23 protein-coding genes are annotated in these 25540 nt (G+C 72.0%); 17 read left to right on the forward strand and 6 right to left on the reverse strand.

Annotation, left to right across the window (positions count from 1 at the left end):
* Nucleotides 1-169 precede the first annotated feature (169 nt).
* The 8 genes from ilvN to VM324_07550 all read left to right on the forward strand — a co-directional run bounded on the left by ilvN (nt 170) and on the right by VM324_07550 (nt 8414).
* A complete protein-coding gene (ilvN, locus tag VM324_07515; GenBank protein HVL99124.1) occupies nt 170-694 on the forward strand; it encodes an acetolactate synthase small subunit in 525 nt (174 codons plus the stop codon).
* Nucleotides 695-736: 42 nt separating this feature from the next.
* A complete protein-coding gene (ilvC, locus tag VM324_07520; protein HVL99125.1) occupies nt 737-1732 on the forward strand; it encodes a ketol-acid reductoisomerase in 996 nt (331 codons plus the stop codon).
* Nucleotides 1733-1737: 5 nt separating this feature from the next.
* Nucleotides 1738-2619 carry a methylenetetrahydrofolate reductase [NAD(P)H] gene (gene metF, locus VM324_07525; GenBank protein ID HVL99126.1) on the forward strand — a complete coding sequence of 294 codons (882 nt, stop codon included), beginning with the start codon at nt 1738-1740 and terminating at the stop codon, nt 2617-2619.
* Nucleotides 2620-2697: 78 nt separating this feature from the next.
* Nucleotides 2698-4269: a phosphoglycerate dehydrogenase gene (gene serA / locus VM324_07530; GenBank protein ID HVL99127.1), complete on the forward strand. Its 1572-nt coding sequence runs from the start codon at nt 2698-2700 to the stop codon at nt 4267-4269.
* A gap of 1 nt (nt 4270) precedes the next feature.
* Nucleotides 4271-5239: a D-isomer specific 2-hydroxyacid dehydrogenase family protein gene (locus VM324_07535; protein HVL99128.1), complete on the forward strand. Its 969-nt coding sequence runs from the start codon at nt 4271-4273 to the stop codon at nt 5237-5239.
* A 51-nt stretch (nt 5240-5290) separates the two neighbouring features.
* Complete coding sequence (locus VM324_07540; protein ID HVL99129.1) at nt 5291-5518, forward strand: hypothetical protein; 228 nt, start codon at nt 5291-5293, stop codon at nt 5516-5518.
* Nucleotides 5515-6195 carry a hypothetical protein gene (locus VM324_07545; GenBank protein HVL99130.1) on the forward strand — a complete coding sequence of 227 codons (681 nt, stop codon included), beginning with the start codon at nt 5515-5517 and terminating at the stop codon, nt 6193-6195. Before VM324_07540 ends, VM324_07545 begins: the two co-directional genes overlap by 4 nt.
* Nucleotides 6196-7151: 956 nt before the next feature.
* Nucleotides 7152-8414: a glycosyltransferase gene (locus tag VM324_07550; GenBank protein HVL99131.1), complete on the forward strand. Its 1263-nt coding sequence runs from the start codon at nt 7152-7154 to the stop codon at nt 8412-8414.
* A 25-nt stretch (nt 8415-8439) separates the two neighbouring features.
* Here the strand turns inward: VM324_07550 and VM324_07555 are convergent, their stop codons facing one another.
* Both VM324_07555 and VM324_07560 read right to left on the reverse strand, forming a co-directional pair.
* Nucleotides 8440-9387, reverse strand: a complete 948-nt coding sequence (locus VM324_07555; protein HVL99132.1) for a sirohydrochlorin chelatase — start codon at nt 9385-9387, stop codon at nt 8440-8442.
* A 55-nt stretch (nt 9388-9442) separates the two neighbouring features.
* Complete coding sequence (locus VM324_07560; protein ID HVL99133.1) at nt 9443-9607, reverse strand: hypothetical protein; 165 nt, start codon at nt 9605-9607, stop codon at nt 9443-9445.
* A 273-nt stretch (nt 9608-9880) separates the two neighbouring features.
* Here VM324_07560 and pdhA point away from each other — a divergent pair, with 273 nt between their 5' ends.
* The 8 genes from pdhA to VM324_07600 all read left to right on the forward strand — a co-directional run bounded on the left by pdhA (nt 9881) and on the right by VM324_07600 (nt 18243).
* Entirely contained in the window at nt 9881-10990 is a 1110-nt protein-coding gene (gene pdhA, locus VM324_07565) for a pyruvate dehydrogenase (acetyl-transferring) E1 component subunit alpha (GenBank protein ID HVL99134.1), read from the forward strand.
* On the forward strand, nt 10991-11962 hold the full coding sequence (locus VM324_07570; GenBank protein HVL99135.1) for an alpha-ketoacid dehydrogenase subunit beta: 972 nt from the start codon (nt 10991-10993) through the stop codon (nt 11960-11962).
* Nucleotides 11963-11964: 2 nt separating this feature from the next.
* Entirely contained in the window at nt 11965-13299 is a 1335-nt protein-coding gene (locus VM324_07575) for a dihydrolipoamide acetyltransferase family protein (protein ID HVL99136.1), read from the forward strand.
* A 181-nt stretch (nt 13300-13480) separates the two neighbouring features.
* Nucleotides 13481-14665 (forward strand): ABC transporter substrate-binding protein, encoded by a 1185-nt coding sequence (locus VM324_07580; protein HVL99137.1) that lies wholly within the window; start codon nt 13481-13483, stop codon nt 14663-14665.
* A gap of 39 nt (nt 14666-14704) precedes the next feature.
* Complete coding sequence (locus VM324_07585) at nt 14705-15637, forward strand: branched-chain amino acid ABC transporter permease (GenBank protein ID HVL99138.1); 933 nt, start codon at nt 14705-14707, stop codon at nt 15635-15637.
* A 1-nt stretch (nt 15638) separates the two neighbouring features.
* Nucleotides 15639-16754, forward strand: a complete 1116-nt coding sequence (locus tag VM324_07590) for a branched-chain amino acid ABC transporter permease (protein HVL99139.1) — start codon at nt 15639-15641, stop codon at nt 16752-16754.
* Complete coding sequence (locus tag VM324_07595; protein ID HVL99140.1) at nt 16751-17518, forward strand: ABC transporter ATP-binding protein; 768 nt, start codon at nt 16751-16753, stop codon at nt 17516-17518. The genes VM324_07590 and VM324_07595 overlap by 4 nt, the downstream gene beginning before the upstream one ends.
* Nucleotides 17515-18243, forward strand: a complete 729-nt coding sequence (locus VM324_07600) for an ABC transporter ATP-binding protein (GenBank protein ID HVL99141.1) — start codon at nt 17515-17517, stop codon at nt 18241-18243. The genes VM324_07595 and VM324_07600 overlap by 4 nt, the downstream gene beginning before the upstream one ends.
* 112 nt (nt 18244-18355) lie before the next feature.
* On the opposite strand, the gene murJ is transcribed toward VM324_07600, so the two are convergent.
* The 3 genes from murJ to VM324_07615 form a co-directional block, all read right to left on the reverse strand.
* Nucleotides 18356-20047, reverse strand: a complete 1692-nt coding sequence (murJ, locus tag VM324_07605; protein HVL99142.1) for a murein biosynthesis integral membrane protein MurJ — start codon at nt 20045-20047, stop codon at nt 18356-18358.
* A gap of 88 nt (nt 20048-20135) precedes the next feature.
* Entirely contained in the window at nt 20136-21185 is a 1050-nt protein-coding gene (locus VM324_07610; protein HVL99143.1) for an NAD-dependent epimerase/dehydratase family protein, read from the reverse strand.
* 388 nt (nt 21186-21573) lie between these two features.
* The gene (locus VM324_07615; GenBank protein ID HVL99144.1) at nt 21574-23160 is read right to left on the reverse strand and encodes an SDR family oxidoreductase; all 1587 of its coding nucleotides are present in this window, start codon (nt 23158-23160) and stop codon (nt 21574-21576) included.
* Nucleotides 23161-23278: 118 nt separating this feature from the next.
* Here VM324_07615 and VM324_07620 point away from each other — a divergent pair, with 118 nt between their 5' ends.
* Nucleotides 23279-24748 carry a hypothetical protein gene (locus tag VM324_07620; protein ID HVL99145.1) on the forward strand — a complete coding sequence of 490 codons (1470 nt, stop codon included), beginning with the start codon at nt 23279-23281 and terminating at the stop codon, nt 24746-24748.
* Here the strand turns inward: VM324_07620 and VM324_07625 are convergent.
* Nucleotides 24745-25500 carry an alpha/beta hydrolase gene (locus VM324_07625; protein HVL99146.1) on the reverse strand — a complete coding sequence of 252 codons (756 nt, stop codon included), beginning with the start codon at nt 25498-25500 and terminating at the stop codon, nt 24745-24747. The genes VM324_07620 and VM324_07625 overlap by 4 nt on opposite strands.
* Between the last annotated feature and the right edge of the window lie 40 nt (nt 25501-25540).

Below are 25540 nucleotides of genomic sequence, written 5' to 3' on the forward strand. Positions count from 1 at the left end.
GGCGGAGGAGTGGTACGCGAAGGTCGCCGCCGGCGCCCGGGGTGGTGCCGGCGAGCCGGGTGGTGCCGGCCTGCCCGACCATCTGCGCGAGGGCAACGTCGTGTGAGGCCGCAACGCGCCTCCGGTACCCTCTCCCCGTGAGCGCCTCGAGCGCCAGAAAGGCGAACCCATGGCGAAGCACACGCTGAGCGTGCTGGTCGAGAACAGGCCGGGCGTGCTGGCCCGCATCGCGGGGCTCTTCAGCCGGCGCGGGTTCAACATCGAGTCGCTGGCCGTCGGACCCACGGAGGTGCACGACGTCTCGCGCATGACGATCGTCGTGGACGCGGCCGCCCAGCCACTCGAGCAGGTGACGAAGCAGCTGAACAAGCTCATCCACGTGCTGAAGATCGTCGAGCTGGAACCGGGCTTGACTGTCGAGCGGGAGCTCCAGCTCGTCAAGGTCGCCGCCGAGGGCGGCAACCGCAGCGAGATCATCGAGATCGCCGACGTCTTCCGCGCCAAGGTCGTCGACGTGGACGTGGACGCGATCACCATCGAGGCCACCGGCTCACCGGAGAAGCTCGCGGCGATGGTGCGCCTGCTCAGTCCCTACGGCATCCGCGAGCTCGTCGGGTCGGGGCTCATCGCCGTCGGCCGGGGGTCGAGGAGCATCACCGAGGGCCGCGGGCTCCGTCTGGAGCGGACGGCGTAGAGGAACGGGAGCGGGCGTCACGGCGTCCGGCGGAGGAAGCTCATGGCCAACATGTACTACGACGACCACGCGTCCCTCGAGCTCCTGGAGGGCAAGACCGTCGCCGTCCTCGGCTACGGCGCCCAGGGCCACGCCCACGCCCGCAACCTCGCGGACTCGGGCGTGACGGTGTGCGTGGGTCTCTACGCCGGGTCGCGGAGCACCGCCAAGGCGGAGGCCGCGGGCCTCGAGGTCCTGCCGACGAGCGAGGCCGCCAAGCGCGGCGACGTCGTCATGGTGCTGCTGCCCGACACCATCCAGCCGCAGGTCTACACCCAGGAGATCGAGCCGGGACTGGTCGAGGGCAACGCCCTTTTCTTCGCCCACGGCTTCAACATCCACTACGGGCAGGTCGCGCCTCCCGAGGGCGTCGACGTCTGCCTCGTCGCCCCGAAGGGCCCCGGCCACCTCGTGCGCCGCACCTACACCGAAGGCACCGGCGTGCCGGCGCTCTTCGCGGTCGAGCAGGACGCCTCGGGCCACGCCCGCGAGCTCGCCATGGCCTATGCGAAGGGGATCGGGGCCACCCGCGCGGGGCTCATCGAGACGACGTTCGCCGAGGAGACCGAGACCGACCTCTTCGGTGAGCAGGCGGTCCTCTGCGGAGGGGCGTCGAGCCTCGTGCAGAAGGGTTTCGAGACGCTTGTCGAGGCCGGCTACCAGCCCGAGGTGGCCTACTTCGAGTGCCTGCACGAGCTGAAGCTCATCGTGGACCTCCTCTACGAGGGCGGCTTCGAGCGGATGCGCTACGTCATCAGCGACACCGCGGAGTACGGCGACTACACCTCCGGCCCGTTCGTCGTCGACGACGGGGTCAAGCAGCGGATGCGCACGGTCCTCGACCGGGTGCAGGACGGCACGTGGGCACGCGACTGGATTCTCGAGAACGCCGCCGGCCAGCCGTCTTTCCGGGCGCAGCGCCGCCGCCAGTCCGAGCACCCGATCGAAACGGTGGGCCGGGAGCTCCGCGCGATGATGAGCTGGCTACCGAGCAGGTAGGGCCGATGGCGCCCTACGTCCGGGATCTGCTGCGCGACGGGGGGCCCGCGTTCTCCTTCGAGTTCTTCCCGCCCAAGACCGACGAGGGCGAGCAGCAGCTCTGGCGCGCCATCAGCGAGCTCGAGCCCCTGAAGCCGACCTACGTGTCGGTGACCTGCAGGGCGAGCGGGTCCACCCACGAGCGCACCATCCGCACGGTGGAGCGCATCGCACGGGAGACGTCGATCACGCCGGTCGCTCATCTCACCTGCGCCGGCGTCTCGCGCGACGAGCTGCGCACCACCATCCGGCGCCTGGCTGACGCGGGTGTGCGCAACGTGCTCGCCCTGCGTGGGGACCCACCGGCAGGGCTCGACAAGGAGTGGGTTGCCCACCGTGACGGCCTGCGCCATGCGGCCGAGCTCGTCGCCCTGCTCCACGAGGAGGGCGACTTCTGCGTCGGCGTGGCGGCGTTCCCCGAGACCCACCCGGAGTCTTCCGATCCCGACACCGACGTGCGCTACTTCGTGGAGAAGGTCGCAGCAGGCGCGGACTTCGCGGTCACGCAGTTCTTCTTCGACCCCGACGACTACTTCAGGATGGTCGCCCGGGTCCGGGAGGCCGGCTGCGACGTGCCGATCGTGGCAGGGGTCATGCCCGTCACGAACCTGTCGTCGATCGAGCGGATGGCCGCCCTGTCGGGTGCGGCGTTCCCGATCGATCTCGCCGGGCGCCTCCGGCGCGTCGGCGACGACCCCGAGCGCGTGCGCGCCATCGGCGTCGAGGTGGCGAGCGACCTGTGCCGCCGGCTGCTCGACGGCGGCGCGCCGGGCATCCACTTCTACACCCTCAACCGGTCGACGGCGACCCGCGAGATCTACACCGAGCTGGGGTTGCGACAGGTCTGAGGGGTGGCGGTTGGCTTCCGCCGCCACCCCCGCCCTACAGTGGGGCCCACCAATCACCCGGCCGAAGGTCGCCCTGCAATGAAGGTCCTCGTCGCCGACACCCTCTCCGAGGCCGGCGTCGCCGCGCTGTCCGAGCACGCCGAGGTCGACGTCCGCACCGGTCTGGACAAGTCCGCGCTCGTCGCGGCGATCCCGGAGTACGACGCCGTCGTGGTCCGCTCAGCGACGACGATCGACGCCGACGTCATCGCTGCGGCCCGCAACCTCAAGGTGATCGCCCGCGCCGGCATCGGCCTCGACAACGTCGACGTGGCGGCCGCGACCGCCCGTGGCGTCATCGTCTGCAACGCGCCGCAGTCGAACGTCATCAGCGCCGCCGAGCACACCGTGGCGCTCCTGCTCGCCCTGGCCAGGCGGATCCCCGAGGCCCACCAGAGCCTCCGGCGGGGGGAATGGAAGCGCAGCGCCCTCGAGGGGATGGAGCTGCACGGCAAGACGCTCGGCCTCCTGGGGCTCGGGCGGGTCGGCACGCTCGTCGCTCAGCGCTGCCACGCGTTCGGCATGCGCCTCCTCGCCTACGACCCGTTCGTGTCGGCCGAGCGGGCCGCGCGCATGGGGGCGGAGCTCGTCGGGTCGGTGCAGGAGCTGTGCGCCGCCGCCGACGTCCTCACCGTCCACCTGCCGAAGTCAGCCGAGACCGTCGGCATCATCGGCGAGCCGGAGCTGCGCGCCATGAAGCCGAGTGCGCGCGTCGTCAACACCGCACGGGGCGGCATCGTCGACGAGGACGCGCTCTACACCGCGCTGAGCGAAGGCTGGATCGCCGGTGCGGCGCTCGACGTCTTCTCCACCGAGCCGATGACCGACTCGAAGCTGTTCCGCCTCGACAACATCGTCGTGACCCCGCACCTCGGCGCCTCCACGACCGAGGCCCAGGACAAGGCGGGCACGATGGTCGCCGAGGCGGTGGTGCTCGCCTTGAGGGGCGACTTCGTGCCCAGTGCGGTCAACGTGCAGGTGGGCGCGGGTATCCCCGAGGCGGCCCGCCCGTTCATGCCGCTCGCCGAGAAGCTCGGGCGGCTGTGCACGGCGTTGCGGGCCGGGTCCACGGCGGAGGTCACCGTCGAGTACGTCGGGCGCATCGCCGGCGAGGACACCCAGGCCGTGACGCTGTCGGCGCTGAAGGGCCTGCTCACCGATGTCGTGCACGAACCGGTCACGTTCGTCAACGCCCCGCTGCTCGCCGAGGAGCGCGGCCTGAAGATCTCCACCGTCGCGTCGGCGTCCACGGAGGACTACGTGTCGCTCGTGCGGGTCCGCGCCGGCGAGGTCGAGGTGGCGGGCACGCTCGTCGGGCCGGCCAACCGGGAGCGTCTCGTGGCCGTCTGGGGGTTCGGCGTCGACATGGAGCCCGCCGACCACATGGTGTTCTTCCGCTACGCCGACCGTCCCGGCGTCGTCGGGATCATCGGCGGCGAGCTCGGGGAGGCGCAGGTGAACATCGCGAGCATGCAGGTCGGCCGTCAGGAGGCCGGCGGCGAGGCGCTCATAGCCATGACCGTGGACTCCGCGGTGCCATCCGACGTGGTCGAGCGGATCGCGGCCACTATCGGCGCGACGGACGCCCGGGCCATCGACCTGGTGAGCTGACGTGGCCGCACCCCGTATCGCCGTCGCCCCGGGGGGAGCCCGCCAGTGGGTCTGCGACGCCGTGCGCGCCGGCGGTGCCGAGCTCGTCGAGCCGGAGCGCGCCGAAGGCATCGTGTGGACGGAGACCGACCGCGCCGCGGACCTCAAGCGGCTGCTCGACGACGTCCCGGGCATCCGCTGGGTGCAGCTGCCGTGGGCGGGCGTCGAGCCGTTCGCTCGCGCGGGGGTGCTCGACGACCGCCGGCTGTGGACCTGCGGGAAGGGCGTCTACGCCCGCCCGGTGGCCGAGCACGCGCTCGCGCTCGCCCTGGCGGGTCTGCGTAACCTCAAGCGCTTCGCCACCTCCCGCAGCTGGGACGAGCAGTCCGGCATAAGCCTCGTCGGCGGCAAGGTGACGATCTTCGGTGGGGGCGGGATCTGCCGGGAACTGCTCCGCCTGCTCGCACCGTTCGACGCCGAGGTCACCGTCGTCCGCCGCCACCCCGACGCTCGCCTCGACGGCAAGGGGGGGACGCCCGAGGGCACGCAGGCCCCGCCCCTGCGTGGCGTCCAGCGCGTGTTCGGCTTCGGCGAACGCTACGAAGCGCTGCGCGATGCCGACGTGGTGTTCCTCGCGCTCGCGCTGACCGCGGAGACGGCGGGGCTCATGGGGGCGATCGAGTTCGAGCTCATGGCACCCCACGCCTGGCTCGTGAACGTCGCCCGTGGGGAGCACGTCGTGACCGACGAGCTGCTCGTCGCCCTGCAGGGCGACGTCATCGGTGGGGCGGCCCTCGACGTCACCGACCCCGAGCCGCTGCCCGAAGGCCACCCACTGTGGTCGCTGCCGAACTGCCTCATCACTCCGCACACGGCGAACACCGAGGACATGGCGATCCCGCTGCTGTCCGAGCGCATCGCCGAGAACGTCCGGCGCTTCGGCGCCGGCGAGGAACTCATCGGCCCGGTCGACGCGATGCTCGGGTACTAAGGCCGGCCGGCCCCGACCGTGCACGCCCGCCCTGACGTCGGTGCGCTGAGGGTGGAGCAGCTTGTGCGGCTGGTGGGGCCGGCGGGGGAGCCGGTGGACCTGCGCCGCACCCTGTGCTGGGCGTGGGCCGACCTGCCGCCGCTGCGCCTCGACGAGGCCGTGCCCAGCCTGGCCGTCACCGTGCCGGTGCCGCGGGGACGCCCCCGGACGGTCGAGGTGCGTCCTGAGGGCCCCGACGCGGCTCTGGTGACCGTCGTGGGGCGGGCCCCGGGGCGATGACGGCCGCCGCGCTCGTGGGGGCCGTACGGTCGATGCTGCGCCTCGACGAGGACCTGTCGGGCTTCTACTCGCTGGCGGGCGCCGACCCCGATCTCGCCTGGGTGTGCCGAGGCGCCGGGCGGCTGACCCGCAGCCCGAGTGTCTTCGAGGACGTGGTCAAGACCGTCTGCTCGACGAACTGCCACTGGTCGGCGACCCGGCGGATGGTGACCGCGCTCGTCGAGCACCTCGGCGAGCTGGCCGCCGACCACTCCGGACGGGCCTTTCCCACGCCCGCCGCGATGGCTGAGGCGGGCGAAGACTTCTACACCGACGTGATGCGGGCCGGCTACCGCGCGCGCTCCCTCCATGCCATCGCGCAGCGGGTGAACGCGGGGGACGTCGCTCTCGAGGAGCTCGCGCTTCCCGATGCGGTGAGCGACGAGGACGCGGACGCGCGCCTTCGGTCCCTGCCCGGCATCGGCCCGTACGCCTGCGCGCACGTGGGGCTTATGATCGGCCGCTACTCGCGGCTCATCCTCGACTCGTGGACCCGGCCGACCTACGCCCGCCTCGTGGGCCGCCAGCAGGTCGCCGACCGGACCATCGAGCGGCGCTTTGCCCGCTACGGGCGCTGGGCCGGCCTCGCGTTCTGGCTGTTCCTCACCCGCGGTTGGGTGACCGACGAGCACGGCTGAGGCCACACCAAGCGAAATGGACGTTCGGCCCCGCGGCGGCGATGATGGCGTCGATGCAGAAGCGGTGTACGAGCTGCGGCGGCGAGGTGGCGCCGGTCCGCGCACGCTTCGAGGTGAGTCGCCGCGACAAACGAGGCGGCTAGCGTCGGGGCATGGTCGCCGTCGATCGGATTGGCCCTGAAGGCTGGGAGCTGATCGTCCGGAATCGTGACGGCCCTCCCGGCTGAGCGACAGAAGGCGGTCGCGGGACTCGACGGCGAGCTCCGACACGAACGGGATCATCGCCACGACTCGTGATCTCCGACGCCACGAACCAGCAGATCACGACGACGGTCCCCGCTACGAGCGAACCGCCCACCAAGCCGAGGGTCGTGTAGGCCACGGCGCATCCGAGGAGGCCGCCGAGGACGAAGCGGCGGAGGCCGAAGCGGTCGGAGAGTCGGGCGCGATGAGCCGGGTGACTGCGACAAGCCCGGCGACGGCCACCGCGCCCACAAGCACGAAGGGCGCCTGCCAGCTTCGTCAGGGCGATGAGGGCACCGGCCGGTACGGTGAGCACGAGCCCGAGCGCCCACGTCAGCTCGGTCGCGCCGAGCACCCTGCTCCGGCGTGCGAAGGGCACCCGTGCGCCGAACCACCCCTGCATCGGCACGTCGAAGGCGGGCTTGGCGAGGCCGCAGAGGACGATGCCGGCTGCCGCGACCCCGAACGCGGGTGCACCGGCGACGAGCAGGCAGCCGAGCCCGGTGGCGGAGACGCCGGCGACCATGCAGGCCCGTCGCCCGACCCTTCGGCGACGAGCGGCACAGCGGGAGCGGTGAGCCCGGTGAGGGCCCGCACGGCCAGCACCACCCCCAGCGTCTCGGCGGCGACGGTTCGGCGCGCCACGTCCGGTGGGCTACGGTCCACCGAGGGTGACCCCGCGAGGGCATCGATCGGCTGCCTATCGTGTGACCATGCGGATCCTCGTCTGGCACGGCTACCTGCTCGCCGGGACCGGCTCGAACGTCTACACGCGCGAGCTGGCCCGCACCTGGAGTCGCCAGGGGCACGACGTGGTGGTGCTCTGCCAGGAGCCGCACCCCGAGCGCTACGACCTCGGCGGCGCTCGGGTCGTGCGGCCCCGCATCGACGGGCCGCTGCCGGTCTTCGTCCTCGATCACTACACCGACGCAACGCCCGTGCGGCTTCCCGACATGGCGGTGGAGGACCGCAGGCGGTTCGTGGAGGTGAACGCGCGGGCGGTCCGCGACGAGCTGCCCGCCGACTTCCTGCTGGCCAACCATGTCCTGCTCGGGGCGCCGGTGGGCGCCGCGGCGGGTGTGCCCTTCGTCGTCAAGACCCACGGCTCAGAGCTCGAGTTCGCCATGCGCGGTCACCCCGAGCTGTGCCGGTGGGCGCACGAGACGCTGCGGGCGGCGCGGGCCGTGATCGCCGGTTCGCGCCACGTCGCCGACGTGCTCGATGACGTCGTAGGGCCGGGGGAGCACACGCCGCGGCGCCACATCGTGCCCCCCGGCGTGGACACCGCGGTGCTCCGGCCGCAGGACCGTCCCGCAGCACTGCGGGCGCTCATCGCGGAATGCCACCGTGATGTTGCCCCGCAGACGGGGACGAGCGACGAGCGCGCGCCCGACCCCGGCAACGCCCGGCGGCTCGCGGACTTCCTGACCGGCGACGCGCCCACGGTCGTCTACGTCGGCAAGCTCAGCGAGGAGAAGGGGGTCACGCTGCTGCTCGAGGCCACGAGGACCCTGCAGGCGCGGACGGTCGTCGTCGGCTTCGGCCCGCTCCGCGAGCGCCTCGAGGCACGCGCCCGTCCCGACGTGCTGTTCACCGGACCGCTCGAGCACCGCCACCTCGCCCATCTGTGGCCGCTGGCCGACGTCGCGGTCACCCCATCGGTCTTCCCCGAGGCCTTCGGGATGGTGGCAGCCGAGGCGGCGTCGTGCGGGTGCCCGCCCCTCGTGGCCCGCCACTCCGGCCTCGCGGAGATCGCTGCCTGCATCGCGGCCGCGTATCCCCCGCAGCACCGGTCGCTCGTGTCGTTCGCCAACAACGACGTGGACGACCTGCGCGCCAAGCTCGCCGCCCTGACCGCGCTGCCACGTACGGAGTGGAGGTCGCTCTCACGCGCGGCCCGGCGGGCCGCGGTCACCCAGTGGGGCTGGGACAGCGTGGCCAACCGCCTCGCCGCCGTCGCCATCACCAGCCGCTGAGCCGCTGCGAGGACCACGCGCGGCTTCAGGAGCCCGGCTCGACGCTCGGCGCGCGCCCCATCGCAGGGGACGCCGGCGGAGCGTCGGCCCGCCGGATCGGCATCGCAGCCGGGTGCACCCGCTCTCCGGTGCCGCCCGCCGACGCCAGGCCCGCACGCCGTTCGCGTCCGGGGAGCGGGAGGCGGAACTGGCAGAGGTCGCAGTTCATGCGCGCCTCGCCCGCGAGCGCCTCCCGGTAGCGGTCCGCCACCGCCTCGGCCACCTCCCTGGCCGGCCCGAAGCGGCCTGCGTCGACGATCTCGATGCCGGTGCGCTTCGCCGCCTCGGCGGCCCAGCGGTCGACACGCTCCTCGAGCACCCCGGCGAGCAGCGACCAGCTGAACCGCACGACGCGCCGCCCGCCCGCAGCGGCGATGCGGTGCAGGGCGACGTCGGCGGTCGGCCACGTCACGCCCGCGTAGGCGTTCTCCGCCCAGCGGTGACCGGTCGTCTCCGCGAGGAACCGGGTCGCCTTCGCGAGGTCGCCGTTCGCGTCGGGATCGCTCGACCCGGCCCCGGTGACGAGCAGCGCCTCCCCGCCGCCGGGGGGCTCGGGCCAGGGGCGGGCCGACGCGACCCGCTCGCGGGCGAGTGCGAACAGCGACGGATGCAGCCCGAGCACCCGACCGTGTCGCAGGGCGACGCCGGGATGGCTGTCGTGGATGGCGGCGACGCTGCCGGGCACGTCGGTCTTGGCATGACCCGCGCCGAGGACGAGGAACGGCAGCGTGACGATCGCCCGGGCGCCATCGGCGACGAGACGCCCCGCGGCGGTCACGGGATCGGGCTCGATGAGATCGTGCTCGAGCCAGGCGCTGGCGACCGGCGTGTCGAGGCGCCGGCCCAGCAGCCCCACGAGCTCGTCCATCTCCACGGGCCCGCGGGGGTTGCGGGTGCCGTGGGCGATGAGCAGCAGGGCGGGTCGGTGGTCCATGGGACCATCCTGCCGCAGCGGCCGCGCGGGTCGGCGCCCGCGGTGCGACCGCGAGCTATCCGGTGCGTCTCCGGCCGGCGAAACCCGCCACGGCGCCGACCACGAAGACGAGCGCGGCGATGATGAGCAGCCAGCGCAGCGCCCGCAGGACGATGCCGAGGACGCCGAGAACGAGGGCGAGCAGCACCAGGCCCCCAGCGATCGCAAGCGGTTTGCTCATCTGTCGCCTCCTACAACCTCGAGGAGCCGGTGTGGACCGGCCCGCATGACCATACCCCGGGGCCTACCCGCCTCGGGTGCGAAGAACCCCCGCCCGCGGTGGATCCTGTCCCGCGCGAGCCGCCGCGCTCTACCCCGCCATGGAATAGGCTCAAGAGGAGACCGCAGCCGCCGCCACCCGCACGGCGTCGTCGGTCCCGCCAGCGGGAACAACACGCTGCGCGCACGCGACCGCCACCGCGGCGACCCCGCGGCGACACAAGGGAGCACCCGCATGACTGCCGCCTCACCGACGCCCGATCCTGCGTCGCTCCTGCCTCCCGACCCTCCCACCCAGCTGCTCGACGACCACGGCAACCTGACCGAGGCCGACGGCTACCCCCTCGACCTCAAGGACGACGACTTCCGCGAGCTGTACCGGTTCATGGTGCTCGCGCGGCGCATCGACAAGCAGGCCATCAACCTCCAGCGCCAGGGCCAGCTCGCCGTGTACGCCTCACTGCTGGGCCAGGAAGCCGCCCAGATCGGCAGCGCCTACGCCCTCGCGCAGCAGGACTGGGTGTTCCCCTCCTACCGCGAGCTGGGCGCCGCTCTCGTCCGCGGCGTCGACCCCGTGCGCATACTCCACCTGTTCCGCGGCACGTGGCTGTCCGACCACGACCCGTACGAGCACCGTTTCGCCCTGATGTCCATACCGATCGGGACGCAGGTGCTGCACGCCGTCGGCTTCGCGATGGGGGCGCGCTTCGAAGGGAGCGATCTCGTCGTCATGGCGTACTTCGGCGACGGTGCGACGAGCGAGGGGGACCCGCACGAGGCGATGAACTTCGCCGGGGTGTTCGCCGCCCCGTGCGTCTTCTTCGTGCAGAACAACCAGTACGCGATCAGCGTGCCGTTGAGCCTGCAGACCAGGGCGCCGACGATCGCGCACAAGGCAGTCGGCTACGGCCTGCCCGGCTACCGCTGCGACGGCAACGACGTGCTCGCCTCCTACGCCGTCACGCGGCAGGCCGTCGACCTCGCCCGCGCCGGCGGGGGCCCCGCACTCATCGAGGCGGTCACCTATCGCATGGAGGCGCACACGACCGCCGACGACCCGACGCGCTACCGCACGCGCGAGGAGCTCGACGAGTGGCAGCGCCGTGACCCCATCGCCCGCTTCGAGACGTTCCTCGAGCACGAGGGCCTCCTCGACGACGACTTCCGAGCCGAGGTCGACCAGGAGGCGGCGGACGCCGCCAGCCGGGTCCGTGAGGAGGTCTACGACGCCCCGCACGGTGACCCGCTCGAGCTCTTCGCCCACGTCTACGTCGAGCCACCGCCGAGCTACGGCGAGCAGCGTGAGCAGCTGAGCAGGGAGCTCCGCAGCGAGAGGAGGGGCTAGGTGACCGTCACGCTCGCGCAGGCGCTCAACACCGCTCTCCACGACGCCATGGACGCCGACGACAAGGTGGTGGTCTTCGGCGAGGACGTCGGCCGGCTCGGCGGTGTATTCCGCATCACCGACAAGCTCGCCGAGCGCTTCGGGTCGCAGCGCTGCTTCGACACCCCCCTCGCGGAGTCGGGGATCGTCGGCACGGCGATCGGCATGGCCCTCTACGGCTACCGACCGGTCGTGGAGATGCAGTTCGACGGCTTCACCTATCCCGCCTTCGAGCAGATCGTCAGCCACCTCGCGAAGCTGCGGAACCGCTCACGCGGCACCGTCGAGGTCCCCGTGGTGGTGCGCATCCCGTACGGCGGGGGCATCGGCGCGGTCGAGCACCACTCGGAGAGCCCCGAGAACCTGTTCGCCCACGTGGCGGGGTTGAAGGTGGTCTCGCCCGGGCTGCCGAGCGACGGCTACTCGCTGCTGCGCGAAGCCATCGACTCGCCCGATCCAGTGATCTTCTTCGAGCCGAAGCGGCGCTACTGGCTGAAGGAGGAGGTCGAGCTGCCGGTCACCACGGAGCCATTCGGTCGAGCGGTCATCCGCCGCCCGGGGGAGACCGCCACCCTCATCGCCTACGGACCCATGGTGCGGACCTGCCTCGACACGGCCGCAGCCGCCGAAGACGAGGGGTGGGATCTGGAGGTCGTCGACGTGCGCACCCTCGTGCCCTTCGACCACCACACCGTGGTGGACAGCGTCAGGCGCACCGGCCGGGCCATCGTCGTCCACGAGGCGCAGGTGTTCTCCGGGTTCGGCGCGGAGGTCGCGGCTCAGATCACCGAGCGGGCCTTCTACCACCTCGAAGCGCCGGTGCTGCGCGTCGGCGGGTTCGACGTGCCCTATCCGCCAGCCAAGCTCGAGGAGTACTACCTTCCCGACGTCGACCGCATCCTCGACGCCGTCGACCGCTCGCTGGGGTACTGACGGTGGTCGCGCGGGACTTCCTGCTCCCCGACCTCGGCGAAGGTCTCACCGACGGTGAGGTCGTGCGCTGGCTCGTTGCGGTGGGCGACACCGTCGAGGTCGACCAGCCCGTCGCCGAGGTTGAGACCGCCAAGGCCGTCGTCGAGGTGCCGAGCCCGTTCGCCGGCACCGTGACCGCCCTGCACGCCGCGGTGGGGCAGGAGGTGGCGGTCGGCAAGCCGCTCATGACCGTCGACGCGGCCGGATCGCCGGCGCTCGATGCTTCCGGTGACGCCCCTGCCGGGGCGCGCGGCAGCGAGGGTGTCGAGGAAGGCGACGGGGCCTCGGGCAGCGTGCTCGTCGGGTACGGCACCGCCGGTGGAGCACGCGCACGGCGCCGGCGGCCGGTCGGTGGACCGGCGGAGGCGCCGCGCGGCAACGGCGCGTCGGCGCCCCGCACGCCACCTGCCCGTCCCCTCGCGAAGCCACCGGTGCGCAAGATGGCGAAGGACCTCGGGGTCGACCTGGCCGAGGTGCCCGGTTCGGGCCCAGGCGGCACCGTCACCCGCGAGGACGTCCGGGCGTACGTCGACGCCGCCCGGCCTGTCGCCGAACGCGAGGCGGAGGCGCCGCTCGCCGAGGCCGCCCGCAAGGACGTTCCGGAGCTCACCGAGCGCATCCCCCTGCGGGGGGTGCGCAAGCGCATCGCCGAGAAGATGGCCACCTCGCGCCGGGAGATCCCCGAGGCGGTCACGTGGGTGGACTGCGACGCCACCGCGCTGATGGGGCTGCGCGCCGACCTCAACGCCTCGCAGGCCGTCGTCCGGGTCAGCCCCCTGGCGATCATCATGCGCGCCTGCGTCGCCGGCCTGCGGGAGTTCCCCGAGGTGAACGCCCGGCTCGACACCGGCACCGGCGAGATCGTCCTGCACCGCTTCGTGCACCTCGGCCTGGCGGCGCACACGGAGCGGGGCCTCGTCGTGCCGGTGATCAGGAACGCCCACCGGTTGACCACACTCGAGCTCGCCGCCGAGCTCAACCGGCTGGCGGCCGGAGCCCGGGAGGGCACGCTCGCCCCCGGGGACATGACGGGCGGGACGTTCACCGTGAGCAACTACGGGTCGTTCGGCGTCGACGGGGGCAGCCCGGTCATCAACCACCCTGAGGCCGCGATTCTCGGCGTGGGACGCATCAGCGAGCGCCCGTGGGTGGTCGCCGGCGTCGTGGCGGTGCGCCAGGTGATGCAGCTGTCGATCGCCTTCGACCACCGGGTCTGCGACGGCGGCGAGGCAGCGGGCTTCCTGCGGTTCGTCGCCGACTGCGTGGAGAGGCCCGGCAGGCTCCTCGGGGTGCTCTGAGCGGGGCTCACCCGGGCGTCAGAAGGGATTGCCGTCGGCCACCCCCGGTGTCATGCTGCTGCAGTCAGCCGCGACGAAGACGGCGGGAGCCCTGCGGCGGGCCGGCGGTCGGCGGCCCAGCGTCTCGCCGCATCTTCCGAACCGGCCGGGCGGAGGCTCGGTCGCAGTGGGAGGGGACAGCATGCGAATGTGGCGTCGGTACGGGAAGGCGGCGTTCGTGGCCGCGTGCGCGCTCGCACTGGCGGCGTGCGGCGGAGGCGGAGGAGGCGGGGCAGGAGCCGATGTCGTGCGGGTCGGCATCAACGCCGAGATCACCGGCTCCATCCCGAAGGTGGGCGAGCAGACGCGTCATGCGGCCGAGATGTTCGTCGAGGAGCTCAACAACGCCGGAGGTGTGGACCTCGGTGACCGCCAGGTCACGCTCGAGCTCGTCATCGAGGACAACGGCGCGACCCCGGAGGGCGCGGCGGCGGCATCGACGAAGCTCATCACCCAGGACAACGTCGCGGTCATCGTCGGCGCGAACGCCAGTGCACAGGCGATCCCCGCAGCCGAGGTGGCCGATGCGAACGCCACACCGATCATCAGCCCGTGGTCGACGAACCCCGACACCACCGCCGGGCGCCCGTACGCGTTCCGGGTCCCCTTCCTCGACGACTTCCAGGGGCCGGTGATCGCCAACTTCGTCGAGGAGGAGTTCGGGTTCGAGCGCGCCGCGGTGCTCTATGACGTCGGAAGCGACTACCCGAAGGGGCTCGCGGAGTTCTTCACCCAGGCGTGGGAGGAGGACGGTCACGAGGTGGTCGCGACCGAGACCTTCACGACCGGCGACAGCGACTTCAGCGCGCAGCTCACGTCGATCCGCAACTCGGGCGCGGACTTCCTCTTCACCCCGCAGTACTACAACGAGGTGCCGTTGATCGTGTCACAGGCCCGCAGCCTCGGCATCGACGTGCCGATCATGGGCAGCGACTCGTGGAGCGACCCCCAGACGCTCGAGCTCTGCGGTGAGGAGTGCGAGGGCACCTTCTTCAGCGCCCACTACGTGCCGGCCGGCGCGACCGGCTCGACGAAGGAGTTCATCGACGCCTACGAGGAGCGCTACGGCGAGATCCCGGGGGACGTCGCCGCGCTCACGTGGGACGCGATGCAGATCGTCGTCGAGGGCATCCGCAACTGCGGGGAGATCACCGGTGAGGTGGCCACCGACCGCGACTGCATCCGCGACGGCATGGCGGCGATCGAGGAGCTCGAGGGCATCACCGGCACGATGAGCTTCGATGACGAGGGCGACCCGGTGAAGTGCGCGGTCATCGCCCGCATCGAGGAGGGGGACTTCGTCTTCCACCAGGAGGTGTGCCCGTAGAGGGCAGCACCCGTAGGGGGGCACGAACGGGGCCGCGCCGTGAGCCTGACCACGTTCCTGCAGCACTTCCTGAACGCGCTGCAGTGGGGCAGCTTCTACGCGCTCATCGCGGTCGGCTACACGATGGTGTACGGGGTGCTGCTGCTCATCAACTTCGCCCACGGCGACATCTTCATGGTCGGCGCCTACCTCGGGATGTTCGTCGCCCTGTTCCTGCTCGCCCAGTACGACGTCGCCCTCCCCCTCGACCTGCCCGCATGGGCGCTGCTGCCGCTAACCATCCTCGTCGCGATGGCCCTCACCGCAGTCGTCGGCGTGACGATCGAGCGGGTCGCCTACCGCCCGTTGCGGCGCAAGGGCGCGCCGAGGCTGTACGTCGTCATCACCGCGCTCATGTTCGGCCTGCTGCTCGAGTACGGCAACCTGGCGACCCTCGGGGCGCGGGACCGCCAGTTCCCCCGGCTCATCGAGCCGACGCTCTACAACATCGGCGGGGTGCGCTTCACCAACGTGCGGGTGGCGGTCATCGTGCTGTCGCTGCTCGCCATGGCCGTGCTCGGGTTCCTCGTCCAGCGGACGAAGACCGGCATGGCGATGCGGGCGATCTCCTACGACCGGCTCGCGGTCCCGCTCATGGGCGTGTCGGTGGACCGCATCATCGTCGTCACCTTCGTCATAGGCTCCGCGATGGCCGCCCTCGCCGGGGTCATGTTCGGCGTGTCCTACCCGATACTCAGCTTCAACATGGGGCTGCTGTTCGGGTGGAAGGCGTTCATCGCCGCGGTCGTCGGCGGCATCGGCTCGATACGCGGCGCGGTCGTCGGCGGCTACATCCTCGGCTTCGTGGAGATCTTCGTCGCGGCCTTCATGCCGTCGACCTACCGGGACCTCATCGCCTTCAGCGTCCTGCTGCTCATCATCACCATCCGCCCGACCGGCCTGTTCGGGGTCGCGAGAAGGACGAAGGTGTGACGTGACGGCCGTGGAGTCCCGGCCACCCGCCGGCAGCCACCGGCGCCCCCCGCGGACGTGGCGGCGGCGCGCCGCGATGCCCGCCCTCATCGGCGTCTTGTTCCTGGCCACCGTCGTGCCGTCGGGACTGGGCCTCTACAACCCCTACATCCAGCTCGTGCTGATCTACATCGGCGTCAACATCGTCCTCACCGTCAGCCTCAACCTCGTCAACGGCTACATGGGCGAGTTCTCCGTCGGGCACGCGGCCTTCATGGGCGTGGGGGCCTACGTGAGCTCGGTCACCACCGTCGCGCTCGTCATCGGCAACCCCCGCCTCGGGGGCCCGCTGCTGCCGGAGGCCTCCTCGCTCGTGGTGTTCCCCCTCTCCCTGCTCCTCGGGGGCGTCGCGGCAGCGGTCTTCGGCCTGCTCGTGGCCATCCCCTCCTTCCGCGTCCGCGGCGACTACCTCGCCATCATCACGCTGGCGGTGAACTTCATCTTCAAGAGCCTGGTCGAGAACCTCGACGTCATCGGCGGTCCCCGGGGGTTCCTCGGCATGACGCGGGTCACGAGCGCGATGGGCCGTGCCGTCGACGTCCCGTGGACGATGATCTGGGCGTTCGTGGCGACGGTCGGGACCGTCTACGTCGTGCACAGCCTCGTGAACTCCACCTTCGGCAAAGCCATCGTCGCCATCCGCGAGGACGAGATCGCCGCCGAGCTCATGACCGTCGACACCCGACGCGTCAAGGTCGTCGCCTTCCTGCTGTCCTGCGGGCTCGCGGGCGTGGCCGGAGGCCTGTTCGCCCATGTCCTCGGGTTCATCAACCCCGCCGGGTTCGGCATCCTGAAGTCGACCGAGGTCCTCGTGATGGTCTACCTCGGCGGCATGGGCTCGATCACGGGCTCGGTGCTCAGCGCCGCCGGTTTGACCGTCCTGCTCGAGGCGATGCGTCCGCTGCACGTCTTCCGCTGGGTGCTCATCCCCCTGCTGCTCATCCTCCTCATGCGCTTCCGCCCCACCGGGCTCATGGGCAGCCGTGAGCTCACCGACGTGTTCCCCGCCCTGCGCCGCTGGTTCGGTCGACCGCCCGAGGACGAGCACTTCGAGCACACGGGCGGGCGCGTCTCGTGAGCCTTCTGCGCATCGACGGGCTCACGCACACGTTCGGTGGGCTGCGCGCCGTCGACGGCTTCTCCGTGGCGCTCGAGGAGAACCAGGTCGTGGGTCTCATCGGCCCCAACGGCGCCGGCAAGTCGACGGTGTTCAACCTCGTCTGCGGCCTGTACCAGCCGGCCGGCGGGTCCATCGAGCTCCAGGGGCAGAGCCTCGTCGGGCGGCGCCCCCACGAGATCACCGCCCTCGGCATCGGTCGAACCTTCCAGAACATCCGCCTGTGGGACGAGCTGTCGGTCCTCGACAACGTCCGCGTCGCGCACTTCAGCCAGATCCGCTACGGCATCCGCGATGCCCTTCTCGGCACCGCACGCCTGCATGCCGATGAGCGCGAGCTCAACGGCCTCGCCCGCGAGCTCCTCGCGCGCTTCCACCTGGAGTCCTACGCGCAGGAGCTCGCGAAGAACCTCTCCTACGGCATACGGCGGCGGGTCGAGATGGCGCGCGCGCTCGTCACCCGCCCGAAGCTGCTCCTGCTCGACGAGCCGGCCGCAGGCATGAACCCGGCCGACATCACCGTGCTGCTCGACCTCATCGCATGGGTTCGCGACACCTTCGCCGTCACCATCTGGATCATCGAGCACCAGATGCGGGTCATCATGGGCGTCTGCGAGCACATCCAGGCCCTCGACTTCGGCCGGGTCCTCGCGGAGGGACGCCCCGAGGAGATCCGCAACAACCCCGACGTCATCCGGGCCTATCTGGGGGAGGAGGCCGTGTGACGCTCATCGAGGTGCGTGACCTCGTCGTGTCGTACGGCGCGATCCGTGCGTTGCACGGGCTGTCCTTCGAGGTCGCCGAGGGCGAGATGGTGACCCTCATCGGCGCGAACGGGGCAGGCAAGTCGACGACGCTGTGGTCGATGGTCGGCCAGCTCGGCGAGCTGGGAGGTCGAGCGGAGTCGGGGACGGTCACCGTCGGAGGGCAGGAGGTCCTGCGGCGGCCCGCGCACGAGATCGTCACCGACCTCGGGGTGTGCCTCGTGCCGGAGGGCCGGCGGGTGTTCGGCAACCTCACCGTGCTCGAGAACCTCCGGCTCGGGGCGTTCGCCCGGCGGGACAAGCCGCAGATCGCCGACGACCTCGAACGGGTCTTTTCCCTCTTTCCCCGCCTCGAGGAGCGCAGGGAACAGCTCGCCGATCTCCTGTCGGGCGGCGAACAGCAGATGCTCGCCGTCGGGCGGGCGCTCATGACGCGCCCGCGGGTGCTGCTGCTCGACGAGCCGTCGATGGGACTCGCGCCGAAGCTCGTGCGTCAGGTGTTCGACACCCTCGTCGAGATCAACCGCGCGGGCACGACGATGCTCGTGGTGGAGCAGAACGCCCACATGGCGCTGCGCCACGCCCATCGCGCCTACGTCCTCCAGACGGGCGCCGTCGTTCTGGCCGGCCCCGCCGACGAGGTCGCCGGCAACCCCGAGGTGCAGAAGGCCTACCTCGGCACCTGACCGGGCAAGGCGTGGCGCCCGGTGGCCTGGCGGGTTCGAGCGTGCGGGGTGAGGATTCCCGCGTCAGCGCGGGAAAGTTGCATGGGGGCGCGGGCCGTCGGGGGCCGTTGCGCTACCGGCGCCGGCGCACGGCCTCGAGGAGGCGCGAAGCCTCGGGCAGGCGAAGGCGGCTCGCCACCGCGAGGTACACCACCCCGAGGAGACCCGCCGCGAGCGGGCCCGCGACGAGGACCGGCAGGCCGGCGAGCAGCGGGCGTACCACGACGCCGGCGATCGCGGCGGCGCCGGCGGCCACGGCGGTTCGCGGGAGGTGCCCGCCGCCGTGCCGCGTCCGGCCGATCCGCCGGCGGACCGTGCGCCGCAGGAGTGCGTACTCGAGCCACGCGCCGATGGCCGCCCCCAGGGCGAGCCCGAGTGCGCCGAGCCGGGGTGGGCCGCCGGCCGCCTCGCGCAGCGGCGCGGGCAGCGGCGCGAACGCCGGAAGCTGGTCGAGCAGCACCACGCCGGCCGTGCTGATGCCGACCCGGTCGAGCTGGAGCATCAAGGCGACGCCGACCGCCGCCGAGGCCGTGACGCGCAGGGTGCTGATCTTGGCCGGCGTCGCTGCGTCCCCGATCGCATAGAGCGCCGACTGGAGCAGCCGGGAACCCGTGGACGCGAGCAGCCCGAGGCTGTACCCGGCGAGGATCGCCCACACCTGCAGGGTCGCGGCGCGCCCGAACTCGCCGGTCTGGAGGAGTGCGCCGACCACGAGATCGCCGATGACGAGGTACGCCGCGATCGTCGGGGCGACGAAGAACGCGATCCGAGCCAGGCCCCGGTCGAGTCGGGCGGTGAGCGCGCCGCGGTCCTCCTCGGTGGTGCTCGACAGCTCCGGCAGCTCCGCCGCTGCCACGCTCATCCCGAAGAGCGAGATCGGCAGGAGGTAGAAGATCTGCGCGTACCCCAGCGCGGCGAGGGCGCCGACGACGAGGAAGCTCGCGAGAAGCGTGTCGACGTACGCCGACAGCTGGACGACGCCGCGACCGGCGACGACGGGCCCGAAGGCCCGCAGCGTGCTGCGCACGCCGGGGAGGTCGGTGCGCAGACTCGGCCGCACCCCGGGCGCGACCCGCAGCACCTTCGGGAGCTGCACCGCGAACTGCAGGACGCCTCCGGCCAGGGTGCCCCACCCGAGCGCCGTGGCGAGACCGGCGAGGGCCGCCGGCTCGCTTGGTCCGTCGCCGAGGCCTTCACCGAACACGGTCAGCCCGAAGCCGACGAGGACGGCGATCTGCGCGGCGTTGAGGACGACGGGTGCGACGTAGGACAGGAAGAAGTGGCGGTGGCTGTTGAGCACGCCGAGGCACCACGCCGACAGGACGAGAAAGCCGATGCCCGGCGTGACGATGCGCACGAGCGTGACGGTGAGGTCGAACCGCGCTCCCGTGAACCCCGCGGCGATGACCGAGGTGATCGGTTCCGCGAAGAGCACCCCCGCGACGACGAGGGCGCCGGTCAGCGCGGTGAGCAGACCCGCGATCGCCCCCGCGACGACGCCGGCGTCGCGCTCCCGGCCTTCGGCGAGCAACCGGCTGTAGACCGGGATGAACGAGGCCGAAAGCACGCCTTCCCCCAGCAGGTTCTGCAGGAGGTTCGGGATGCGCATCGCGGCGCGGAAGGCCTCCGTGGCGAAGCTCGTGCCGAGGAAGTGGGCGAGTGCCCGCTCGCGCGCGAGGCCGCTGACACGCGAGAGGAAGATGCCCGTCGCCACGAGCATCGAGCCGCCCCGCGAGGAGGAGGCCGGCCCTTCGGGGTCCGCCACACCGTCGCCGTTCCGTCGTCTGCTTGCCGGCGGTGGATGCTAGAGGCGGCGTGACGCAACGCCCGCGCGGCCGAACGGCCGGGGGTGCCTACGCGTGCTCGCCGACGCCGGTCGCGAGCTCGTGGCCGCGGAGCCGGCCGCTCGTCCGCGGGTCGAGGGGCGGTGTGGGCATCCCCGCCTCCTCCCGCATCCCGGCGAAGAGCTCGGCTAGCGCTTCGGTGGCGGTGTGCCGGGGCTGCCAGCCGAGCTCGTCGCGGGCCCGCGCGCTGTCGAGGATGGGCACCCGGACGAACACGTCGAGCAGACGGGGGTCGACCGGCATGGCCCGGAGCCGGTAGGCGGCCGCCATGGCGGTACGCACGGCGGCGCGTGGAACCCGCAGGGGACGCGCCCCGAGGAGTTCGGCGAGCACACGTGCATCGACCACTGGCTCCGCGGCCAGGTTGAACGCCCCCGCAACGGGACGCACGAGCGCGAGACGGAAGGCCTCGGCCGCGTCGGCGGTGTGCAGCGCCTGGAAGCGCAGACCGGGGAAGTCGGGCACGATCGGGATGAACTCCCGCCGGACGAGCCAGCTCGGCAGCAGGGGGCCGGCGAACAGCCGGCGCTGCTCGGAAGCGGACTCGCGTTTGAAGATGAACGCCGGGCGCAGGCGCACGACGCGGATGTCGGACCGCTCGGCGGCGAGCCCGTCGAGGGTCCGCTCGACGTAGGCCTTCTCGCGGGCGTAGCCCGCCGTCGGCCACCCGTGCGTCGGCCACGTCTCGTCGACCGGGCGGTCCTTCGGGCCGGGCGAGTAGGCACCGACCGAGGACGCGTAGACGATCGTGGCGACGCCAGCCTCGGCGGCCGCGCGGAACACCCGCGCGCTGCCGACGGCGTTCGCCTGCCACGTGACCGTCGGCCGCCGCATCGGGTGGAACAGCCATGCGAGGTGGACCAGCGCGTCGGCACCCTGCAGATGGGGTCCCATGTCGTCTTTGCCAACGTCGGCGCTCACCCACATGGTCTTCGGCGCCCTCACCGCGGGAGGGCGGCGAGCGATGCCGACGATCGTGTCGACCGCGGGCTCGTCGGCGAGCGCTTCGACGAGGCTCGTCCCGACGTTGCCGGTCGCTCCGGTGATCACTACGCGCACGCCCGAACCCTTCCCCTCGACCGGCTCCTCAACCCCAGCGGGAGGCCGCGAGCTGCGTCGGCTCGTCGATCCGGCCCCCGGGTGGCTTCCGACACCTCCAGGCGCCCAGGGATGCGGCGGGACACGCGTCGCGAACCTCGTGGGGCGCAACAAGCCCGTCGAGGACAGCGAGTCGAGAGGCGGTGGCTCGGGCCGACGCGCCGCCGTCTACCCCGCGACGCAGGCGGACGCGAACGATAGCCGCGCCGAGAGCGGCCGCGGTCGCCGCCGTGTCCAGCTTGCATGGCCGGAAGAAGGACCGGACGGGAGCCTCATCGGCGGCCGCGCCGGCGGAACGTAGTCTCCGACCCCGGGCCATCGCGGCGATGCACTCCCGGTGTTGGTCGCATCAGCCGGCGAGCGGGTTGAGTCGGGCGGCGACCTGCCGGAGCGTAGGAACGGGCCGCTGGTCCTCGCTCATCTTGGCGTTGAGGACGACCACGGCGCCGGTAAGCGCCGGAACGGCGTACTCAGCGGCCCTGAGACGTCGTTGCGCCCGGGCGACCTCGGCGGGAGTGCCGGGGGTGGGCGTGGTCGCGTCCATGACGGGCGCACGGTCTCCGGCGGCGCGGACCGCCTGCTTGCGGTAGACCCGTGCGGCTACCGTGCTGGCCAGCGCGGCCAGGCTGACAGCCCCCTTCACCGCCATCTGCGACGCCATGCCGCGTTGGGTGAGGACGCGGCTCTTGTTGCCCCAGCCGGCGACGGCGCTGCCCAGCAGGTGCGCGGCGATCGCCATGCCCCCCGGCACGGTCCAGCGATCCCATACGGCGTCGACCGTCCGCAGCCGGTCGGCGGGATCGTCGATGTCGCTGACCGCGCGGTTGACCGCGGCGACCCCCATGAGTGACCCGCCGAACCAGGCGGACAGGCCGGCGTCGCGGATCGACCGCACGACCGGGTTGACCCCCCACGTCACCGGCGACGTGGACGGCTCCACCTTCGACGTCAACGCGGCCAGCCGACCGTCAGAGGAGGAGCGCACCGCGAGCGCGGCGGCGACGCCGCCGACGGCGAGCACGGGCAGCAGCTTGCCGGCGATCGGGGCGGGACTGCTGGGCCAACCGCCGCTCACCGCGGTGCCGTAGGCGACGGGCTCGTTGACGTTGCCCGAGGTCGGCTCCGCCGGGGCCTGCTCGAAGTGGTCGCGGTCGACCATGCGGGCTTGCATCTTCTCGAACAGCGCGGGGCTCGTCAGCCGCTGCTGCCACAGCATGCGCCCGGCGCCGCCGACGATGCGCTCACGCTGCGGTTTGCGGGCGCAGCCGACGATGGCCTTGGCGACCACGTCGGCGTCGTACACCGGCCGCAGCGGCTTGACCTTGCGGCCCATGTAGTTCGCGGCGTGCTGGAAGATCGGTGTGTCGATGGAGGCGGGCAGGAGCGTGGACACGTGGATGTCCTTGTCGGCCACGAGCTCCTGGCGCAGCGACTCGCTCAACCCCACGATCCCGAACTTGCTCGTGGTGTACGCGGTGACATAGGGGCTGCCGATCTTGCCGAAGACCGACGCGTTGTTGATGATCGTGCCGTAGCCCTGCTCGCGGAACACCGGCAGCACCGCCCGCATGCCGCGGACGTAGCCGAGCAGGTTCGTGTCGATCACCCGGTCGTACTCTTCCGGCGGTGCCTCCTCGAAGCGGGCGAACAGGCTGACGGCGGCGTTGTTGACCCACACGTCGATCCGCCCGTACTCCTCCACAGCCCGCCGGGCCAGCTCGCGGACCTGCCCCTCGTCGGTGACGTCGGCGGCTACGACCAGCGCGCGCCCGCCAGCCTGCAGGCACTCCTCGGCGACCTCCTTGAGCACCTGCTCGCGGCGAGCGGCGAGCACGACCGCCGCGCCCTTCTTGGCGAACCGCAGCGCGGCGGCCCGCCCGATGCCGCTCGACGCGCCGGTGATGACGACGACGCTGTCCTTCAGCTTTCCAGCCATGAACGAGTCCCCTCCTTGTGGTGTGCATCCGGGATGCCCACTGCCGCCGCCGGTCACGCATAGCGACCGGCCGGCGCGGGCAGGGAGTGGACAGCCGTCCATCCCGAGGGGCCCTGCCGTGAAGCCACCGAGCTACATCGCCAACTTCGACTCAGCGTCGGCGATGGTCCGTGCGACCGCCCGCTACCTGAAGGGCAAGGACTTCCCGGCCCTGGGGCTCGGCGCGCCCGTGAAGTACCCGCCGCGGATCGCCAAGCGCCTGCCGCGACGTGCCCGCGAGATCGCCTACGCGTACAACAGCGCCGGGGAGGCCATCCGGCCCTCGTTCGCCGGGCGCGTCAACGACGAGGCCGTCGCGCGTTGGATCACCAGCACCTACCCGAAGCGATACTACCCGGCGGCGGTGGTCGGCTCGTCCAGCGGCGCCCTGGTGCACCTGGCCGCCGCGCTCGGCATGCCGTGGCTGCCCCAGACCTACCTCATCGGCATCCGCCAACCCGACGCGCATCCAGACGAACCCCGGCGCGGCTTGGAGAAGAGCCTCAAGCCGGGCCGCAAGCTGCTGGAGTCCAACCCCGACCTGCAGCTGCACGTCATGCACGACCCCAACCAGGACCGCCTCACCCTCACCCGCATGCAGTACTTCCGCGTGAAGTGGCGCCGGATGCCCGACACCTACCGCAGGTGGCTCAGCGACGTCCTGCCGGCCGGTGGGACGCTGTTCATCTCCGAGTGCCGGCGCACCTGGCCCCAGACGAAGGTCGACGATCGCTTCTACTACCAGTTCGGCGCCCTGGGAGGCGCCACCGAGGAGGAGTTCTTCACCGGCGGCCCCCGCGTCGAGGAGTACCTGCGCCACTACCAGTCCGACCGCGGCCGGCGCCCCCGCCGCAACCGCGGCGAGATCATGACCAGGTGGGACCCGCCGGCGCCCGACGGGGACTTCCCGGAAGCCGAGTGGGGCTTCGAGCCCGCCGTGACCGACGACCTCCTCGAGCTTGCCGCCGAGCACCGCTGGAACGTGCGCCGCATCGTCTTCGACGAGCCCGAGCACCTGAGCCCCCTGGTTGCGGAGCTGTACCGCTGGTGGTACCGCCAGCGCCGCCTCTCCCCCAACCGGCTGCTGGTCGACTCGTTCCTGCTCATGGACCCGTGGTGGACCCTGCGGCTGGGCGCGGCGCCGCTGTGGCTGAAGTTCAACATGGAGCCCTCGGCCGAGGCGCTTGAGCGCTACCTCGCCGAGTTCGGGCCCTTCGACGACATCCGCATGATGCTGTTCGCCCACGGCGTCGAATGCGTCGGGCTTCCGCCCATCGACCGTTGGAAAGCATCCCTCGCCCAGGCCCGCGACGTCGGCGCCTTCCTCGACGTCGACGAGGACGCCTACCCGCTGCACTTCGACCACATGGGGCGCTACCACGACGCTTTGCAGGACGTCCCGGCCCGCTACCCCATGCCCGGCTACCTGGCGCTGGCACAGCTCGAGGAGTTCCTCGACGAGCAAGGCGACCGGTTCCCCGTGGCCTGGCCCAAGCCGGGGGAGCGCGCGCCACAGCCCACACAGGCCGCGGCCAGCAGCTGGGGCTAGTGGCGTCCCAGGAACCCCCTGACGAGGCGGGCGAGCTCCAACGGCGCGGAGTACACCATGCAGTGCCCCGGCCCCGGCACAACCCGCAGCTCGCCTCGCGGGGCTCGACACGCGACCGTCTCCGCCCACTGCTGCGTCACCAAAGGATCTCGACTGCCTCGGACCACCAGCAACGGACAGGCCACCTCGGCCACCGTCTCCTCGATGCGGTCATCCAGCGCATGACGAAGCGTGGTCATGAGGCGCCCCACCCCCGCTTGCCGGACGCCGCGGGCCTGCACCCATCCCAGAGACGGGCGTTCGAACCGCGAGCCATGGGCCAGTCGCGCCGCCTGCCGGAGAACGGTCCGCGCGCCCGCGTCGATCGTCGGCCCCTGCAACACCACCGCATCGACCTGGTCCGGATGGCGGGCCGCAAGATGCGCGAGCACCTGGCAGCCCATCGAGTTGCCGACCACCACCGCAGGAGCCAGGCCCATCGCGGTCATCCACCCCGCCAAAGCGTCAGCGAGCTCCGGCAGGGTCGGGACGTGTGACGGCTGCTCGCTGCGTCCGAAGCCGGGAAGGTCGGGCACGAGCACCCGCAGCGAGCTCGCGAGCAACCGGGCGGCCGGAAGCTGCGCCTCCCCCGCGGCCCCCCAACCGTGCAGGACCACCACCGGGCGCGCCGACGAACGCCCTGCCACGACGGCGTGCCAGCGCAGGCCCGCCACAAAGGCGGGCTGGGGCGTGAAGGTGCCGACGTCGGCCATGTCGGGCTCAATGCCCGCTTGCCCCCCGTCGCATGCAACC

It is taken from the genome of Egibacteraceae bacterium, assembly GCA_035540635.1.
In the GTDB taxonomy this organism is placed as follows: domain Bacteria; phylum Actinomycetota; class Nitriliruptoria; order Euzebyales; family Egibacteraceae; genus DATLGH01.